The 15,741-nt window shown below is 72.0% G+C and carries 19 protein-coding genes; 10 read left to right on the top strand and 9 right to left on the bottom strand.

From position 1 onward, the window contains the following. Positions 1 to 70 precede the first annotated feature (70 nt). The 6 genes from NO900_RS07200 (at position 71) to NO900_RS07175 (ending at position 4,501) form a co-directional block, all read left to right on the top strand. Positions 71 to 1,108, top strand: coding sequence for a metal ABC transporter substrate-binding protein (locus tag NO900_RS07200; protein WP_256408541.1), 1,038 nt, complete (start codon positions 71 to 73; stop codon positions 1,106 to 1,108). Between the two features lie 118 nt (positions 1,109 to 1,226). Further along, positions 1,227 to 1,967, top strand: a complete 741-nt coding sequence (locus tag NO900_RS07195; protein WP_256408540.1) for a metal ABC transporter ATP-binding protein — start codon at positions 1,227 to 1,229, stop codon at positions 1,965 to 1,967. Beyond that, positions 1,967 to 3,043, top strand: a complete 1,077-nt coding sequence (locus tag NO900_RS07190; protein ID WP_256408539.1) for a metal ABC transporter permease — start codon at positions 1,967 to 1,969, stop codon at positions 3,041 to 3,043. Before NO900_RS07195 ends, NO900_RS07190 begins: the two co-directional genes overlap by 1 nt. 99 nt (positions 3,044 to 3,142) lie before the next feature. After that, positions 3,143 to 3,427, top strand: a complete 285-nt coding sequence (locus NO900_RS07185) for a DUF7545 family protein (protein WP_256408538.1) — start codon at positions 3,143 to 3,145, stop codon at positions 3,425 to 3,427. 76 nt (positions 3,428 to 3,503) lie between these two features. Then, entirely contained in the window at positions 3,504 to 3,938 is a 435-nt protein-coding gene (locus tag NO900_RS07180; RefSeq protein ID WP_092562467.1) for a thiol-disulfide oxidoreductase DCC family protein, read from the top strand. Continuing rightward, complete coding sequence (locus tag NO900_RS07175) at positions 3,935 to 4,501, top strand: GIY-YIG nuclease family protein (RefSeq protein ID WP_256408537.1); 567 nt, start codon at positions 3,935 to 3,937, stop codon at positions 4,499 to 4,501. The genes NO900_RS07180 and NO900_RS07175 overlap by 4 nt, the downstream gene beginning before the upstream one ends. Before the next feature lie 19 nt (positions 4,502 to 4,520). On the opposite strand, the gene NO900_RS07170 is transcribed toward NO900_RS07175, so the two are convergent. From NO900_RS07170 to NO900_RS07160, 3 genes are all read right to left on the bottom strand, one after another. Continuing rightward, positions 4,521 to 5,003 (bottom strand): acyl-CoA thioesterase, encoded by a 483-nt coding sequence (locus NO900_RS07170; RefSeq protein WP_256408536.1) that lies wholly within the window; start codon positions 5,001 to 5,003, stop codon positions 4,521 to 4,523. 105 nt (positions 5,004 to 5,108) lie between these two features. Further along, positions 5,109 to 5,561 carry a bifunctional nuclease family protein gene (locus tag NO900_RS07165; protein WP_256408535.1) on the bottom strand — a complete coding sequence of 151 codons (453 nt, stop codon included), beginning with the start codon at positions 5,559 to 5,561 and terminating at the stop codon, positions 5,109 to 5,111. 140 nt (positions 5,562 to 5,701) lie between these two features. Beyond that, a complete protein-coding gene (locus NO900_RS07160) occupies positions 5,702 to 6,397 on the bottom strand; it encodes an ArsR/SmtB family transcription factor (RefSeq protein ID WP_256408534.1) in 696 nt (231 codons plus the stop codon). Positions 6,398 to 6,506: 109 nt separating this feature from the next. Between NO900_RS07160 and NO900_RS07155 the strand changes: the two genes are divergently transcribed. The 4 genes from NO900_RS07155 to NO900_RS07140 all read left to right on the top strand — a co-directional run bounded on the left by NO900_RS07155 (position 6,507) and on the right by NO900_RS07140 (position 10,452). After that, positions 6,507 to 8,309 carry a TraB/GumN family protein gene (locus tag NO900_RS07155; RefSeq protein WP_256408533.1) on the top strand — a complete coding sequence of 601 codons (1,803 nt, stop codon included), beginning with the start codon at positions 6,507 to 6,509 and terminating at the stop codon, positions 8,307 to 8,309. A gap of 25 nt (positions 8,310 to 8,334) precedes the next feature. Then, on the top strand, positions 8,335 to 9,003 hold the full coding sequence (locus NO900_RS07150) for a zinc metalloprotease (protein WP_256408532.1): 669 nt from the start codon (positions 8,335 to 8,337) through the stop codon (positions 9,001 to 9,003). Between the two features lie 83 nt (positions 9,004 to 9,086). Next, positions 9,087 to 10,157 carry a phosphoribosylformylglycinamidine cyclo-ligase gene (gene purM / locus NO900_RS07145; RefSeq protein WP_256408531.1) on the top strand — a complete coding sequence of 357 codons (1,071 nt, stop codon included), beginning with the start codon at positions 9,087 to 9,089 and terminating at the stop codon, positions 10,155 to 10,157. Between the two features lie 103 nt (positions 10,158 to 10,260). Then, positions 10,261 to 10,452 (top strand): hypothetical protein, encoded by a 192-nt coding sequence (locus NO900_RS07140; RefSeq protein ID WP_256408530.1) that lies wholly within the window; start codon positions 10,261 to 10,263, stop codon positions 10,450 to 10,452. 4 nt (positions 10,453 to 10,456) lie between these two features. Here the strand turns inward: NO900_RS07140 and NO900_RS07135 are convergent, their stop codons facing one another. The 6 genes from NO900_RS07135 to ilvC form a co-directional block, all read right to left on the bottom strand. Then, complete coding sequence (locus NO900_RS07135) at positions 10,457 to 10,996, bottom strand: CBS domain-containing protein (protein ID WP_094525959.1); 540 nt, start codon at positions 10,994 to 10,996, stop codon at positions 10,457 to 10,459. Between the two features lie 115 nt (positions 10,997 to 11,111). After that, the gene (locus NO900_RS07130; RefSeq protein WP_256408529.1) at positions 11,112 to 11,486 is read right to left on the bottom strand and encodes a DUF555 domain-containing protein; all 375 of its coding nucleotides are present in this window, start codon (positions 11,484 to 11,486) and stop codon (positions 11,112 to 11,114) included. A 97-nt stretch (positions 11,487 to 11,583) separates the two neighbouring features. Beyond that, positions 11,584 to 12,582, bottom strand: coding sequence for an isocitrate/isopropylmalate family dehydrogenase (locus NO900_RS07125; RefSeq protein WP_256408528.1), 999 nt, complete (start codon positions 12,580 to 12,582; stop codon positions 11,584 to 11,586). Beyond that, entirely contained in the window at positions 12,583 to 13,209 is a 627-nt protein-coding gene (leuD, locus tag NO900_RS07120; protein ID WP_256408527.1) for a 3-isopropylmalate dehydratase small subunit, read from the bottom strand. It lies immediately after the preceding gene. Beyond that, positions 13,209 to 14,669 (bottom strand): 3-isopropylmalate dehydratase large subunit, encoded by a 1,461-nt coding sequence (leuC, locus tag NO900_RS07115; RefSeq protein ID WP_256408526.1) that lies wholly within the window; start codon positions 14,667 to 14,669, stop codon positions 13,209 to 13,211. Before leuC ends, leuD begins: the two co-directional genes overlap by 1 nt. After that, positions 14,669 to 15,721, bottom strand: coding sequence for a ketol-acid reductoisomerase (ilvC, locus tag NO900_RS07110; protein ID WP_256408525.1), 1,053 nt, complete (start codon positions 15,719 to 15,721; stop codon positions 14,669 to 14,671). Before ilvC ends, leuC begins: the two co-directional genes overlap by 1 nt. Between the last annotated feature and the right edge of the window lie 20 nt (positions 15,722 to 15,741).

Below are 15,741 nucleotides of genomic sequence, written 5' to 3'. Positions count from 1 at the left end.
TCGCCCTCGGTTATTAACTCTGGGTTGTGAAGTAACAACACTTTTCTATTAACGGGCGGTACGGATCGGTATGACTCACTCACGTCGGTCGGTGTTACGGGGCGGGGCGGGCCTGCTGGCGGCCGGCTCGGCGGCCTCGCTCGCCGGCTGTTCGGGCGCCGCGGGCGGCGGCTCCGGCGGCTCGGCGGGGTTCGACGGCGGGTACGCCGCCTTCTTCACGCTCAACGACTGGGCCAACGAGGTCGTCGGCGACCGCGCGAGCTTCGAGAGCCCCGTCGAGGTCGGCCGCCTCGGGCACGGCTGGACGCCGGACGGGACCCTCGCCGCGGACGTCGCCGCCACGGACGCGTTCGTCTACCTCGACAGCCCCGAGTTCGCGTGGGCGCAGGACCTCGCCGCGACGCTCGAAGCCGACTACGACTCCGTCGCGGTCGTCGACGCGCTCGCCGACGTCGAGGACGACCTGCTCGCCTGGGACCACTCGCACGAGAGCCACGACGAGGGCGGTCACGACGGGGAGAATCACGAGGACGAGGGCCACGACGGCGACGAGGCGAGCCGCGACGACCGCCAGTACGACCCCCACGTCTGGGTCGACCCGGTCCTCGCGGCGCGGATGGTCGAGACCGTCGCGACCGGGCTCGGCGAGGCCGACCCCGAGAACGCCGACGCCTACGCCGAGAACGCCGACGCCTACGCGGCGGAGCTCGACGCGGTCGACGCCGCCTTCGAGTCGATCGCCGAGGACGCCGAGCGCGACGTGGCGGTCATCGCGGGCCACAACTCCTTCCAGTACCTGGAGGCGCGCTACGGGTTCCGCCTCCACTCGCCCGTCGGCGTCTCGCCGCAGAACGAGCCGAGCCAGGGCGAGATCGCCGACACCATCGAGCTGGTGGATAGCGAGGGGATCGACACCGTCCTCTACAGCCGGTTCGAGTCGACGCGGCTCGCGGAGACGATCGTCGAGAACAGCGACGCGACGGCGACGATGCCCGTCAGCCCCGCCGGCGGGACCACGGAGGAGTGGAACGAGGCCGGCTACGGCTACCTCGAACAGATGACCGAGGTCAACGTCCCCGCGTTCGAGCGGGCGTTCGGGGCGCAGTGAACCGGCGCCTCGGAGCCTCCGACGACCTCGACCGCCCCGCCGCCGGCGGCGACGACCCCCGGCGCGAGCGCGGAGTAAAAGAGCTAAACGTTCGGCCGACACAGCGAAGGGACACGCAGTGACCGCTATCGTCGACCTCGACGGCGTGACGTTCGCCTACGGCGACACCGTCGCCGTGAGCGACGTCTCTCTGACGGTCGAGGCGGGCGAGTTCCTCGGGCTCGTCGGGCCGAACGGCTCCGGGAAGACGACCCTGCTCCACCTCATGCTCGGGCTCCACGAGCCCGACGAGGGGAGCGTCGAGCTGTTCGGGCGCCCGGTCGACGAGTTCGACGACGGCGGCCGGATCGGCTACGTCTCCCAGCAGGCGACGAGCCGCGGCGGGTCGATGCCCGTCACCGTCCGCGAGTGCGTCACGATGGGCCGGTTCGCGCACGCCGGCCGCGGGCGGCTCTCCGAGGCCGACCGCGCCGCCGTCGCCGACGCGATCGAGACGGTCGGGATCGGCGACCTCGCCGACCGGCTCGTCACCGAGCTGTCCGGCGGGCAGAAGCAGCGCGCGTACATCGCCCGCGCGCTCGCGAGCGACGCGGACCTGCTCGCGCTCGACGAGCCGACCGTGGGGGTCGACGCCGAGTCGCGCGACGCCTTCTACGCGCTCCTGGACGAGCTCAACGACGACGGGATCACGGTCATCCTCATCGAGCACGACATCGGCGTCGTCACCGACCGCGCGAACCGCGTCGCCTGTATCAACACCGAGCTGTACCACCACGGCGACACCGAGTCGTTCGTCGAGAGCGACGCCCTCGCGGAGGCGTACGGCGCGACCGGACAGGTCGTCCACCATCACCACTGATGAGCGGGACCACGGCGACGGACGGCGAGGACGAGCCGGGCGCGAACGCGGTCGCGAGGCCCGACCGCGGGCTCCGCCGGACGGCCGAGCTCGCAGCGCTCGGCGTCACGGCGGCCGTCGCGGTCGGCATGCTCGCGTTCCTCCTGCTCTACTGGGCGCAGGACCTCCCGGTCGCGAGTGACCTGTACGTCGCGTTCCGCGCGCTCGGCCGGGGGATGGACGCGGCGTTCGGGACGAACGTGTTCCGGCACCCGATCATGTGGCAGTCGATGGCGGTCGGCGTGCTCGTCGGGGTCGTCGCCCCGCTCGTCGGGTCGTTCCTCGTCCACCGGGAGATGGCGCTGATCGGCGAGACGCTCGCGCACACGGCGTTCGCGGGGGTCGCGATCGGCATCCTCGTCAACGCGTCGACCGGGTGGGACGGGTCGCTGCTGCTCGTCGCCCTCGTCGTCGCGGTCGCGGGGGCGCTCGCCGTCCAGTGGCTCACCGAGCGCACCGACGCCTACGGCGACGTGCCGATCGCGATCATGCTCAGCGGGAGCTTCGCGGTCGGCACCCTGATCGTCAGCTACGGGCGCGGGCTGACCGCGATCAACATCGAGGGGTACCTGTTCGGGAACCTCGCGGTCGTCACGGCCGAGGGCGCGCGGCTGATGGGCGCGCTCTCGCTGCTCGTCGTCGCCGGCGTGGCGCTGACGTACAAGCAGCTCCTCTTCATCACCTTCGACGAGCAGGCGGCGCGGGTCGCCCAGCTCAACGTCACCGGCTACAACGCGCTGCTCGTGGTGTTGACCGCGGTGGTCGTCGTCGGCGCGATGCAGGTGCTCGGCGTCATCCTCGTCGCCGCGATGCTCGTCGTTCCGGTCGCGGCGGCCTCGCAGGTCGCGCGGAGCTTCCGCGAGACGACGTACCTCGGGGTGATCTTCGGCCAGCTCTCGGTGCTCGGCGGCTTCGCCGTCTCGATCGGGCTCGGCCTCCCCTCCGGCGGCTCGATCGTCGTCACCGCGATCGCGGTGTACCTCGCGACCGTCGCCCTCTCGGGCTCCTCGGTGAACGCGATCTCTGCGCACGGGTAACCCTCGGACGGCGGGTCGGGCCACACGGGACCGGCGCGCGTGTGCGCCCGTGTCGCGCGGTTTCCACAGACCCTTATGTCCCGGCCGCGAGTGAGGCGTATGGGAGAGACGGAAACCTACACGATCACCGGTCCCGACGGTGACGAGGAGTCGTTCGAACTGCCCGCCGGTCTCGTCGACGTGCTCAGCGAGCAGGGCGAGCGGGGCACCCGCGTCGTCAGCGACGTCGTGGTGCAGGCGATGGCCCAGCAGGCGCACGTCATCGTCCACCACAGCGAGGGCGACGTCCCCGAGGACATCGCGGCGATGAACGAGACGGCCGCGGAGCTGTTCGAGGAGCGGTTCGGGCAGTCGCTGGAGGACGCGCTCGGCCACTCGCACTGAGACGCGACGGCGACTCCGGCCCTCGGTTCTCACCGGCGGCCGGTCGCTTAAGCCGCCGCGGCACGTACGCGCACTCATGAGTCACGACTCGGACGCGCCGGTGCTGATCTTCGACGGCGACTGTCCGTACTGCTCGGTCGCGGCGCTCGCGCTCCGCCGGCTGGACGGCGTCGTCGCGGTGCCGTGGGAGGCCGACCCGGTCGGCCCGTTCCTCGACGCGCAGTTCGGCTCGCGCCCGTTCGCGATGGTGCTCGTCGACCCCGGCGAACGCCGGGTGTACGCCGGCCGGTCGGCCGCCGAGGAGCTCGCCGACCGCGCGGGCACCCCGGGGATCGTCGGCGGGCTCGTCCGCGACAACTACGACCGGATCGCCGACGTCGTCGGGACCCTCTCGGGCCGCGACCGCGACCCCGACGACGTCCACGAGGAGTACCGGCTGACCGACGCCGCGCGCGACCTCGTCGACGACCTGCGCCCGGCCGCGAGCGACCCGCCGGAGGCGCTGTCGTGAGCGGGGAGGGCGCCGACGCGGGCAACCCCGAGAGCGACGCGTCGGTCGGCGACCCCGACGGCGGCACCTACACCCTCCTGATCGACCTCGCGGCCCCCGCGGAGATCGGGGTCGGCGCGCTCGGGGCGCACGCCATCGACGCCGGCGTCTACGCGTACACCGGGAGCGCACTCGGCGCGGGCGGGTTCTCGCGCGTCGACCGCCACCGCCGAACCGCACGCGGGGAGCACGACGTCCGCCACTGGCACGTCGACCACCTGCTCGGGCACCCGGACGCCCGGATCGACCGCGTCGTCCGGAGCGTCGGCGCCGACGTCGAGTGCGCGGTCGCCGACCGCCTCTCGGCGGGCCCGGTGGACGGGTTCGGCGCGTCGGACTGCGGCTGTAAGAGCCACCTCGCCGCCGGCGACGAGGGGGAGTCGCTCGACGCGTTCGCCGCGCGGGTCCGGGACGCGCACGAGGCGGCGGTCGAATCGGCCGACGCCGGCGCGGCCGGCGAGAGCGAGGACGCGACCGACGCCGCCGAGAGCGACGCGCGCGTCGACGTGGTCGCCGGCGAGTAGCGGTCGCACCGAGCTCCGCTCACAGGTCGTACCGGTCGACGATGTCGGTGAGCTGTTCGCGCCGCCCGTCGATCGCCTCCTCGCGGAGCGCCTCCTCCTCCGGCGTCGGGCAAGTCAGCTCCGGGACGCCCGCCGGGGCGCCCTCGTCGTCGAGCGCGACGAACGTGAAGTAGGAGGTCGTCGTCCGGCGCTCCTCGTCGGTCCTCGGGTTCTCCGCGCGCACGTCGACCTTCACGTCGAGGCTCGTGCGCCCGACGTTGAACACGTACCCCTCGATGACGGCGACCTCCCCCATCTCGATGGGCGCGATGAAGTCGACGTGGTCCATCGAGGCGGTGACCACCTGTCGGTTCGCGAAGCGCATCCCGGCGATCGCGCCGCAGATGTCCATCCAGTGGAGGACCGCGCCCCCGAGCGCCCGGCCGAGGTTGTTCGTGTCGTTCGGCAGCAGCATCTCGGTCATCTCGGTGTACGACTCCGCGACGGTCGCCGTCTCGTCCATACCGGCGGTGGGCGGGCGGGCGACTTGAACCTCCGGCTCTCGGGGCCGGCTCCCGGGATCGGTCCCTCGGGGCCCCACCCTCGGCGGTAGGGGCTCGGGTCGCCGTCAGGACCCCTCCGGCGGACCGTCGTCGAAGTGGACGGAGTCGGGGGAGCGGCCGGCCTCGTCGACCACCTCGTCGGAGACGACGATGGGGCAGTCGATCCGCACGGCGAGCGCGAGCGCGTCGGAGGGGCGCGCGTCGAAGACGAACCGCTCCGGTTCGCCGTCCTCGTACCGCTCCGCGTCGACCTTCGCGTAGAAGGTGCCGTCGCGGAGGTCGTCGATCCGGACGCGGTCGATCGCTCCGCCGAACTCGGTGAGGACCTCGACGAGCAGGTCGTGCGTCAGCGGTCGATCGAACGGCTCTCCCTCCAACGCCATCCCGATCGACTGCGCCTGGTCGGCGCTGACGAAGATCGGGACGTACTCGTCGCGGACCGAGAGGATGACCGCCGGCACGTCGCCGCCCGGCGCGGAGCCCGCTCCGACCCCGACCACATCGGCTTCGTGTTCCATACCGGACCGTGGTGGCGGCGGCATGAATAGCTGTCCCACGGCCGACCCCGCCCGCCGCGCGGAGCGCCCGCTCACGCCCCGGCGGCCTGGGCCCTCACGCTCCGCTGGTCCGGTCGCTCACGCCCCGGCGGTCCGGTCGCTCACGTCCCGCTCGTCCGGTACCAGTACGCCCACGCGACCGTGAACACGAGCGCCGCGCCGAGGAAGAAGACGACGCCGGGTTCGAGCGCGGAGACGGCGTACTCGGCGAGGGGGTCGACGACGTACTCGACCGTCCCGTCGATCGCCTCCCCGTCCGCGGCGGCGTCGGCCCCGCCGCCGTCGCCGGCCTGTTCGGTGGTGACGCCCGCGTCGTCGCCCCCGCTCCCGGTCGTGGTCGTCACGCGCGCCGTCGGGTCCGCGACCGCGAGGAGGCGCTGCGCGACGGCGGCCGCGAGCGCGATGAGCGCGTACCCGCCGAGCAGCCGCGTCAGCGCGCTCTTGATGCCGGCCGACTCCTCCTCGCCGCCGGCGAACAGCACGAGGGGCTCGTCGGCGGCGGCGTACACGTCCATCTCGCGGCCCTTCTCGGAGTAGGTCGTGTCGACGACGTCGACGAGGTCGGCGCCGTCGAGCTTCGAGAGGTGGTACTGCACGTTCTGGAGCGACGTGTCGACCTCGGCCGCGAGCTCCGACTTCGTCGCCGGCTCGTCGTGGAGGTGCGTGAGGATCTCGCGGGCCGTCTCGGAGCCGAGCGCGGCGATGAGGTCGTCCGCGTCCTCGTCGTCGACGCCCACGACCCGCGGCTCCCGGTCCTCGGGAGTCGCGTCGGGCAGGGAGGGCAACAGCCGCGACATGACCGCCGATCCGCGCCGTGAGGATACAAATTTGTTGGATCGGCGACGACCCCGGCGGTCCGCTACCGACTCACAAACCCTAAACGCGGCGAGGGGGTACGTCCCCGTAATGACAGAGACGCCAGGGGGCTCCGACGGCGCGTCCGCGCCCCCGACGGCGAGCGACCCCCCGGCCGCGCCCGGCCACGGCGAGGGCGTCGGGTCCGCCGGCGACGGCGGGACCGACGGCGACGCGGCCGGCTCCGTGACGGTCGTCGGCACCGCGCACGTCTCCGAGCGCTCGGTGGACGAGGTCGAGGCGGCGATCGAGCGCGAGCGCCCCGACGTCGTCGCCGTCGAGCTCGACGAGGGGCGGTACCGCCAGCTGCAGGGCGAGACCCCCGACGACCTCGACGCGGGCGACCTCCTGCGCGGGAACACCGTCTTCCAGTTCCTCGCGTACTGGATGCTCTCGTACGTCCAGACCCAGCTCGGCGAGCGCTTCGACATCGAGCCGGGCGCCGACATGCGGGCGGCCATCGACGTCGCGGAGGGGCTCGGGATCGACGTCGCCCTCGTCGACCGGGACATCCAGACGACGATCCAGCGCTTCTGGGCCCGCATGACCGTCACGGAGAAGCTCCGGATGGTCGGCGGGCTCGCGTTCGGCGTCACCGACTCGCGGGTCGTCGGGGTCCTCGCGGGGCTGTTCGTCGGGGTCCTCGCGGGGCCGGCGATCGGCCTCTTCGGCGGCGCGCTCGGGGTCACGGACGCGCTGCTGACGAGCGTGACCGCCGGCGTGCTCGTCGCCGTCGCCGTCGGCGTCGCCGTCGACCAGGTCGGGAAGCTGGCGCTCTCGCCGGACGGCCGGCTCTACGCGGCGAGCGGGCTCGGCGTGACCGCCGGGATCGCCGCGGCGGTCTCCGGCGTCGCGGACGGGTTCGTCTCGGCGTCCCTCGGCGGCTTCGCCGTGACGGCGATCGGCAGCCTCGGGCTCGGGATCTCGCTCGGGCTGACCCTCGGCGTCGCCGTGTCGGCGCTGCTCGGGCTGGCCGGTCGCGGCGGGGAGCCGGACCACGGCGGCATCGAGGAGCTCGACGTCGAGGAGCTCACCGACACCGACGTGGTGACGATGATGATGGAGGAGTTCCGGCAGTTCTCCCCGGGCGGGGCCGAGGCGCTCATCGACGAGCGCGACGCGTTCATCGCCCACCGGCTCGTCGCGCTCCGCGAGGCCGGGAAGGACGTCGTCGCCGTCGTCGGCGCGGGTCACCGCGCGGGGATCGAGGGGTACCTCGCGAACCCCGCGACCCTCCCGCCGATGGAGGAGCTCGTCGGCCGCGAGCGGGGCGGGAGCAGGCTGCCGTGGAAGAAGGCGATCGGCTACGCGATCACCGTCGGCTTCGTCGGCTTCTTCGTCCTGCTCGCGCTGGCGGGCGTCGAGAACGCCTTCCTCTTCCGGCTGTTCGGCGCGTGGTTCCTGATCAACGGGGCCTTCGCGTTCGCCTTCGCGAAGGTCGCCGGCGCGCGGTGGACCTCCGCGGGCGTCGGCGGCGCGGTCGCGTGGATGACCTCGATCAACCCGGTGCTCGCGCCCGGCTGGTTCACCGGCTACGTCGAGCTCAGGAGCCTCACCGTGAACGTCGGCGACATCGGGACGCTCAACGACCTGCTCACGGACGAGACGCTGTCGCCCTCCGAGCTGGTCTCCTCGATGCTCGACGTCCCCCTGTTCAGGCTCATCGTCGTCGTCGCGATGACGAACGTCGGCAGCATCGTCGCGAGCTTCCTGTTCGCCGTCTACGTGATCCCGGCGATGTTCGGCGCCGAGGTCGGCGGCGTCGACGAGGTGGGTCGACTGCTGATCGACGGCGCCTACGCCGGCGCGGAGCTGGTCAGAGGCGTCCTCACGGGCGGCGGGGGTGGCGCGTGACCCGACTGGCGCGCGGGGGGCGAGCGTGAGCTCGACCCTCCGAGGCCGCCGGATCGCCGGCCTCTACTTCAGCGGCACGGAGCTGCGGGACCTGCTCGTGGCGTGGCTCGCGCTCGGCGTCGCGTTCACGCTCTTCTTCGTCGACGGCACCGCCGGCCTCGACCGGCTGCTGGCGGCGGGGGTGGTCCCGCCGCTGCTCGTCGGGCTGCTCACCGCGGGCGTCGCGTTCCTCCTCCACGAGATCGCGCACAAGGTCGTCGCGGTCCGCTACGATCAGGTGGCCGAGTTCCGAGCCGACAACGGCATGCTGTTCCTGGCCGTGATGAGCTCGCTCCTCGGGTTCATCTTCGCCGCGCCCGGCGCGGTCCACCACCGCGGGCGGCTGACCCCGCGGGAGCACGGCCACATCGCGCTCGCGGGCCCGGTTGCCAACCTCCTGCTCACGCTCGTCTTCCTCCCGGCGCTCCTGCTCGGCCCCGTCGTCGGGAGCCCCGTGATCACCCTGATCGGCTCCCGCGGGATCGCGATCAACGTCTTCCTCGCGGCGTTCAACCTGATCCCGTACGGCCCCCTCGACGGGAAGACGGTGCTCGACTGGAGCAAGGGAGCGTGGGCCGGCTTCTTCCTCGTCTCGGTGGCGCTCACGGTCGGGCTCGTCTTCGTCGGCGGGCTCGGCTTCGGCGGGCCGTTCTGAGGGGGGCCGTTCTGAGGCGGGCGACGGGACGGCCGCCCGGCGGGAACGGTGCGCTTTTGCTCCGCGGCCGTCCCTCGACACACATGACCGAGGGCGAGGGCGGAGACGACGGAGGCGCGACCGGGAACGGCGAGGGAAAGACGAGCGACGGCGACGAGAGATCGAGGAGCGACGGCGGCGACGAGCTCACCTACGCCGACGCGGGCGTCGACATCGACGCGAGCGAGGCGGCGACGGCGGCGCTCATCGGCGCGGTCGGCGAGGCCGAGGGCGACTACGCCGGCCTCCTCGACATCGGCGACCGGTACCTCGCGCTCGCGACCGACGGCGTCGGGACGAAGCTCCTCGTCGCCGAGGCGCTCGGCGACTACTCGACGGTCGGGATCGACTGCGTCGCGATGAACGTCAACGACCTCGTCGCCGCCGGCGTCCGCCCCGTCGCCTTCGTCGACTACCTCGCCGTCGACGAGCCGGACGAGCGGTTCGCCGAGCAGGTCGGCGACGGGCTCGCCCGCGGCGCGGAGCTCGCCGACATGGAGCTCGTCGGCGGCGAGACCGCGGTGATGCCGGACGTGATCTCGGGGCTCGACCTGGCGGGCACCTGCGCCGGGCTCGCGGCGAAGGAGGCCGTCTTCGACGGCGCCGCGCGGCCGGGCGACGCCCTGGTCGGCTGGCGCTCCTCGGGGATCCACTCGAACGGGCTCACGCTCGCCCGGGAGGCCGCCACCCGCGAGCACGCGTACACCGATCCCTGCCCGTTCGAGGGGTACGAGACGGTCGGCGAGGCGCTGCTAGAGCCGACCCGGATCTACGCGGACCTGCTCGACCCGATGCGCGGACACGGCGTGCGCGCGGCGGCCCACGTCACCGGCGGCGGCTGGACGAACCTGACGCGGCTCGGTGACCACCGGTACGTCGTCGACGACGCGTTCGACCCCCAGCCCGTCTTCGAGTTCGTGCAGCGCGAGGGGAGCGTCTCCGACGAGGAGATGCACCGCACGTTCAACATGGGGACGGGCTTCGTCGCCGCGCTCGACCCCGACGACGCCGAGTCGCTGGCCGACGAAAGCGGGGGGCGCGTGATCGGGCGCGTGGAGGAAGGGGACGGAGAGGACGACGAGGGGAGCGTCGCGATCCGCGGACTGGTGCTGTGAGCGCGCCGGGAAACAATAAGCTATTGTTGCCGGTATCAACGAGCCGCGGCTCGATTTACCAACGAGCGCCGCCTTATCACGGCGAGACACGTACCCTCAGTCAATGACGGACCGATCCGAGTCGTCGGAGCCGGCGGTCGCCGCGAACGACGACGCGGACGACGGCGACGAGCCCGAGGAAGACGGCTTGGAGTACCTCGACGAGATCGAGGACGGCGCCGGCTGCACGGAGGTCTGGGAACACCTCTCGGAGCGCCGAGAGACGGAGCGACGGGCGGCGGAGCGCGAGGAGTAGCCCGCTACGACAGGTGCGCGGCGATGTCGGCCTCGGTGATGATCCCGACCGTCTCGCCGCCGTCGGTGACCATCACGGCCTTGTAGTGGTCCAGCAGGTTCCGGACCTCGTCGACGGTCGCGCCGGGCGCGACCGTGGGGAACGACTCGCTCATCACCTCGCTGACGGGGTGATCGCCCACGTTCTCGCCCGCGTGAACCACGTCGCCCTGGCTGATCGAACCGACCGGGACCCCGTTCTGGAGCACCGGGAGCTGCGAGTACGCCTCCTCCTCCATCAGGTCGACCGCCTCGCGCACCGCGTCGTCGGGCGCGACGCTGATCACCGTCTCGTTCATCAGGTCGCTGGCGCGGACGACCTCGCCCTCCGCCTCCTGGAGCGCGTTGACGATCCGGCGGAGCGTCGAGAGCCGCGGGTCGACGTCGCCGCCCTCGATCCGCGCGATCAGGGGCTGTGAGACGTCCGCCGCGTCCGCCAGCTCGCTCTGGGTCAGCTCCAGCGTCGTCCGCCGCTCGCGGAGGTCCTGTGGCGTCGGGAGTTCCATACGGTGAATAACTCCGGGTTATTAGAAAAGGTTTCGGCGGCGACCGATATCGCGGCGGCGAGCGCGCGTTTCGACCGGCCGTGAGGACCGACCGGCCGTCTCGCCCGATCCTCGCTCACTCGTCGTCGCGGTCGTCGTCCTCGTCGCCCTCCGTCTCGACGATCTCGATGACTTCGAGGGGGACGTCCCGCAGCGCGCCGCCGACCTCGCTCTTCGCGATCCGCTCCGCGTGCTCCTCGCTGTCGGCGTTGAAGATGTCGATCTCCAAGAGGAGCCCGACCAGAGCCGTGTTCGCCGCGAGGAACGCGGCGTCGAACGGCTCGCCGCAGGCCGGACAGCCGGTGACGCCGGGCTCGACCTCGACGTACTGCTTGTCCGTCTCGTTGAGTCGCTTGCCGGCCTCGCTGACCGCGACGCCGATGGCGTCGTCGGTCTCCTCGACGTCGCGGACCAACCAGGCGGCTTCCATCGCGACTTCGTAGTTGCTCATACCCGACCGACGGGCCGCAGGGTTTCCTTTCTTGTGGTTCGCCCGCGGTCACCGCGTGAAACGGCGTCTCGGGGATCGAACCCGGGCGAGTCCGCCGCTACAGCCGGTCGACGATCGCCGCGGTGACCTCGTCGGTCGTCGCGTCGCCGCCGAGGTCGCCGGTGCGCGGGCCGTCGGCGAGGACCGCCTCGACCGCGTCGCGCGTCCGCTGCCCCTCCTCGACGTGGCCGAGGTACTCCAGCAGCATGGCGGCCGACAGTATCGCCGCGGTCGGGTTCGCGACCCCCTCCCCGGCGATGTCGGGCGCGGTGCCGTGGACCGGCTCGAACAGCGCGTTGTCGTGCCCGACGTTCGCCGACGGGAGGAGGCCGAGCCCGCCGACGAGCCCGGCCGCGAGGTCCGAGAGCACGTCGCCCGCGAGGTTCGGACAGACGACCACGCCGTACCCCGTCGGGTCGAGCGGGAGCTTCGTCGCGAACGCGTCCATCAGCTCCTCGTCGGCGTCGACGCCGCGCTCCTCGGCGACCGACAGCACCTCCTCGCGGAACCGGCCGTCCGTCTCGCGCATCACGTTCGCCTTGTGCGCGACGGTGAACCCCTCGTCGGGGTCGCCCATGGGCCCGCGGCCGTCCGCGACGAACTCGCAGGCGTACTCCGCCAGCTCCCGGGAGGCCGACGAGGTGACGACGCGCGTGAGCGTCGAGAGGTCCTCGGAGAGGCGGTCCTCGTGGCCCGCGTAGACGCCCTCGGTGTTCTCGCGCAGGAAGACGACGTCCGTCTCCGGCCGGACCGCGTCGACGCCGGGATACGCCTTCGCCGGGCGCACGTTGACGAACGAGTCGACCGCCTCGCGCAGCGGGAGGATGACGTCGGCGGCCGTCTCGCCGGCCGCGCCGAACAGCGTCGCGTCCGCGTCCGCGACGAGCTCGTACGTCTCGGCCGGGAGCGCCTCGCCGGTCCGCTCCCTCGTCGCGTCGCCGGCGTCTCCCCGGACGAACTCGAAGTCGACGTCGAACGCCTCCAACACCTCGACGGCGGCGGGGACGACCTCGCGGCCGATCCCGTCGCCCTCGATGACGGCGATCTCCTCGCCCATTCAGTCGTCCCCCTCGACGTAGGGGAGCCCGTCGACGGTCGCGTCGACCTTGCTCCGGTTCGAGTACATCAGCGCGGTCGTGTCCCAGATGCCGTCGACCAGCGCCTCCCGCATCGCGCCGTCGATCTCGACGTCGATGACGGTGTCGCCGTAGGTGACCGTCTTCGCCTCGACGTCGATGTCGATCTCGCCGTCCGGGTTCGCCTCGATCCACTCCTGGAGCTCGGTGACCGTCTCGTGGTCGGCGGTGACCGCCGGGATCCCGAGCGACTTGCAGTTGTCGCGGAAGATCTCGGCGTAGGACTCGCCGACGATCCCGTCGATCCCCCACCGCATCATCGCCTGCGGCGCGTGCTCCCGCGAGGAGCCGCAGCCGAAGTTGGAGTTGACGACCGCGATCGACGCGCCCTCGAAGCGGTTGAGGGGGTGGTCGTTGAACTCGCCGTCGTCGTCCCGCCGGGCGTCGTAGAAGAGGTAGTCCGCCATGTTGTCGAACGTGACCTCCTTCATGAACTTCGCCGGCAGGATCTGGTCGGTGTCGACGTCGTCGCCGGGGATCGGCACGCCGGTGCCGGCGACCTCGGTGATGTGTTGTTCCCCGTCGCCGCCGCTCGCGTCGGGGGCCATCAGTCCGCCACCTCCTCGACGCCGCCGGCGCCGCCGGTCGGCCCGTCGTCGAGGTAGTCGCGCGCGTCGGCGACCTCGCCCTCGACGGCCGCGGCCGCGACCATCGCGGGGCTCATCAGGACGGTGCGGCCGTCCTTCGACCCCTGCCGCCCGACGAAGTTGCGGTTCGACGAGGACGCGCAGACCTCGTCGCCCTCCAGGGCGTCGTCGTTCATCGCGAGGCACATCGAGCAGCCGGCGCGGCGCCACTGGAAGCCGGCCTCGATGAACGTCTGGTCGATGCCGCGCTCCTCGCACTGCTGGCGCACGGTCTCGGAGCCGGGGACGGCCAGCGCGCGGACGCCCTCGTCGACCGTCTCGCCCTCCAGGATCTTCGCGGCCTCCGCGAAGTCGGAGAGGCGGCCGTTCGTACAGGTGCCGAGGAAGGCCACGTCGACGTCGTAGCCGAGCATCGACCGGCCGGGCTCGATGCCCATGTGGTCGAGCGCCTGCTCCGCGGCCTCCCGGTCGGTCCGGGCCGCGAAGTCGTCGGGCGCCGGGACCGGCTCGGAGATCTCGATCACCTGTCCGGGGTTGATCCCCCAGGTGACGAGCGGGTCGATCCCGTCCGCGTCGACCGTGACGACGTCGTCGTACTCGGCGTCGTCGTCGGACGCGACCGACTCCCAGTACGCCTTCCGCTCCTCGAACGCCTCGCCCTCGGGCACGTACTCGCGGCCCTTCAGGTACTCGTAGGTCGTCTCGTCCGGGTTGATGTAGCCGGCGCGGGCGCCGCCCTCGATGGACATGTTACACACCGCGAGCCGGCCCTCCATGTCGAGCGCCTCGATCGCGGGGCCGCCGTACTCGTAGACGTGACCGACGCCGCCGTCGACGCCGAGCTCCTGGATCACCTTCAGGATGACGTCCTTCGCGTAGACGCCCTCGCCGAGCTCGCCCTCGACGTTGACTCGGCGGACCTTCTGTTTGTCCGCCGCGATACAGCCCGTCGCGAGCACGTCGCGGATCTGGCTCGTCCCGATGCCGACGCCGACGGAGCCGAACGCGCCGTGGGTCGCCGTGTGGCTGTCGCCGCAGGCGACGGTCATCCCCGGCTGAGAGAGCCCGAGCTCGGGGGCGACGACGTGGGTGATCCCCTGCTTGCCCGACTCGAAGCCGAAGAACGTGATCCCGCTCTCGCTCACGTTGCGTTCGAGCGCGGAGAGCATCTCCTCGGCCTGGTCGTCCGCCAGCGGGCGCTCGCGCTTGTCGGCCTCCGTGGGCGCGATGTGGTCCGTCGTCGCGAACGTCCGGTCGGGGTAGGCGACGTCGAGCTCGCGCTCGCGCAGCATGCCGAACGCCTGCGGGCTCGTCACCTCGTGGACGAGGTGGAGCCCGACGAACAGCTGGTCCTGGCCGTTCGGGAGCTCGGTGACCTTGTGCCGCTCCCACACCTTGTCGTACAGCGTCCCCTCGCTCATCAGGCCGTCACCTCGGCCGACTCCTCCTCCTCGTCGTCGGCCTCCTGCCACGCGAAGAGGCCGCGGAGCTCCTCGCCGACGGCCTCGATCTCGTGGTTCTTCTCCGCGGTGCGGAGCTGCGTGTAGGAGGGTCGCCCGGCCTGGTTCTCGGCGATCCACTCGCGGGCGAACTGCCCGTTCTGGACCTTTTCGAGCACCTCCTCCATGTTCTCGCGGGCGTGCTCGTCGACGACGACGTCGCCCTTCGTGAGCCCGCCGTACTCGGCGGTGTCGGACACGGAGTCCCACATCTCGCCGAGCCCGCCCTCGTACATCAGGTCGACGATGAGCTTCAGCTCGTTGAGACACTCGAAGTACGCCATCTCCGGGGAGTAGCCGGCGTCGACGAGCGTCTCGTACCCCTGCTTCACGAGCGACGTGACGCCGCCGCAGAGGACGGCCTGCTCGCCGAACAGGTCGGTCTCGGTCTCCTCGCGGAACGACGTCTCCACGACGCCGGCGCGGGTGCAGCCGATGGCGGCCGCGTACGCGAGCCCCTGGGCGTGAGCGTCGCCGGTGGCGTCCTGATACACCGCGAGCAGGCCGGGCGTCCCCTCGTCGTTCTCGTAGTTCCGGCGCACGAGGTGCCCCGGCGACTTCGGCGCGACCATCGTCACGTCGACGTCCGCCGGCGGCTGGATCTGGTTGTAGTGGATGTTGAACCCGTGGGCGAACTGCAGCGTGTCGCCCGCCTCCAGGTTCGGTTCGACCGCGTTCTCGTACACGTCCGGCTGGACCGTGTCTGGGACGAGCACGCTCACGATGTCGGCCTCGGCGGCCGCCTCCGCGGGGGTCGCGACGCGGAGCCCGTCGCCCTCGGCGGCGGCCCGCGAGGCGCTGCCCTCCCGGAGGCCGACGACCACGTCGACCCCGCTGTCCGCGAGGTTCTGCGCGTGGGCGTGGCCCTGCGAGCCGTAGCCGAGCACGGCCACGGTCTCGTGGGCGATCGCCTCCTCGTCGGCGTCTTCGTCGTAGTATACTGTCGAGTCGAACGTCTGCGTGTCTTCGGTCATGTGTATCGTGTGGGTCCGCG

This window comes from Halorubrum rutilum (assembly GCF_024494565.1).
The sequence above is the reverse complement of the archived record's forward strand: the minus strand, read 5'-3'. Positions and strand labels throughout refer to the sequence as shown.

Bases quoted from the DNA above. Each gene is read 5' to 3' on its own strand.
- NO900_RS07165 (WP_256408535.1), bottom strand. From the start codon at position 5,561: ATGGAACACGAAGCCGATGTGGTCGGGGTCGGAGCGGGCTCCGCGCCG.
- leuD (WP_256408527.1), bottom strand. From the start codon at position 13,209: ATGGCCCCCGACGCGAGCGGCGGCGACGGGGAACAACACATCACCGAG.
- NO900_RS07180 (WP_092562467.1), top strand. From the start codon at position 3,504: ATGAGTCACGACTCGGACGCGCCGGTGCTGATCTTCGACGGCGACTGT.
- NO900_RS07190 (WP_256408539.1), top strand. From the start codon at position 1,967: ATGAGCGGGACCACGGCGACGGACGGCGAGGACGAGCCGGGCGCGAAC.
- NO900_RS07200 (WP_256408541.1), top strand. From the start codon at position 71: ATGACTCACTCACGTCGGTCGGTGTTACGGGGCGGGGCGGGCCTGCTG.
- purM (WP_256408531.1), top strand. From the start codon at position 9,087: ATGACCGAGGGCGAGGGCGGAGACGACGGAGGCGCGACCGGGAACGGC.
- NO900_RS07130 (WP_256408529.1), bottom strand. From the start codon at position 11,486: ATGAGCAACTACGAAGTCGCGATGGAAGCCGCCTGGTTGGTCCGCGAC.
- ilvC (WP_256408525.1), bottom strand. From the start codon at position 15,721: ATGACCGAAGACACGCAGACGTTCGACTCGACAGTATACTACGACGAA.
- NO900_RS07160 (WP_256408534.1), bottom strand. From the start codon at position 6,397: ATGTCGCGGCTGTTGCCCTCCCTGCCCGACGCGACTCCCGAGGACCGG.
- NO900_RS07135 (WP_094525959.1), bottom strand. From the start codon at position 10,996: ATGGAACTCCCGACGCCACAGGACCTCCGCGAGCGGCGGACGACGCTG.
- NO900_RS07140 (WP_256408530.1), top strand. From the start codon at position 10,261: ATGACGGACCGATCCGAGTCGTCGGAGCCGGCGGTCGCCGCGAACGAC.
- leuC (WP_256408526.1), bottom strand. From the start codon at position 14,669: ATGAGCGAGGGGACGCTGTACGACAAGGTGTGGGAGCGGCACAAGGTC.
- NO900_RS07155 (WP_256408533.1), top strand. From the start codon at position 6,507: ATGACAGAGACGCCAGGGGGCTCCGACGGCGCGTCCGCGCCCCCGACG.
- NO900_RS07170 (WP_256408536.1), bottom strand. From the start codon at position 5,003: ATGGACGAGACGGCGACCGTCGCGGAGTCGTACACCGAGATGACCGAG.
- NO900_RS07185 (WP_256408538.1), top strand. From the start codon at position 3,143: ATGGGAGAGACGGAAACCTACACGATCACCGGTCCCGACGGTGACGAG.
- NO900_RS07125 (WP_256408528.1), bottom strand. From the start codon at position 12,582: ATGGGCGAGGAGATCGCCGTCATCGAGGGCGACGGGATCGGCCGCGAG.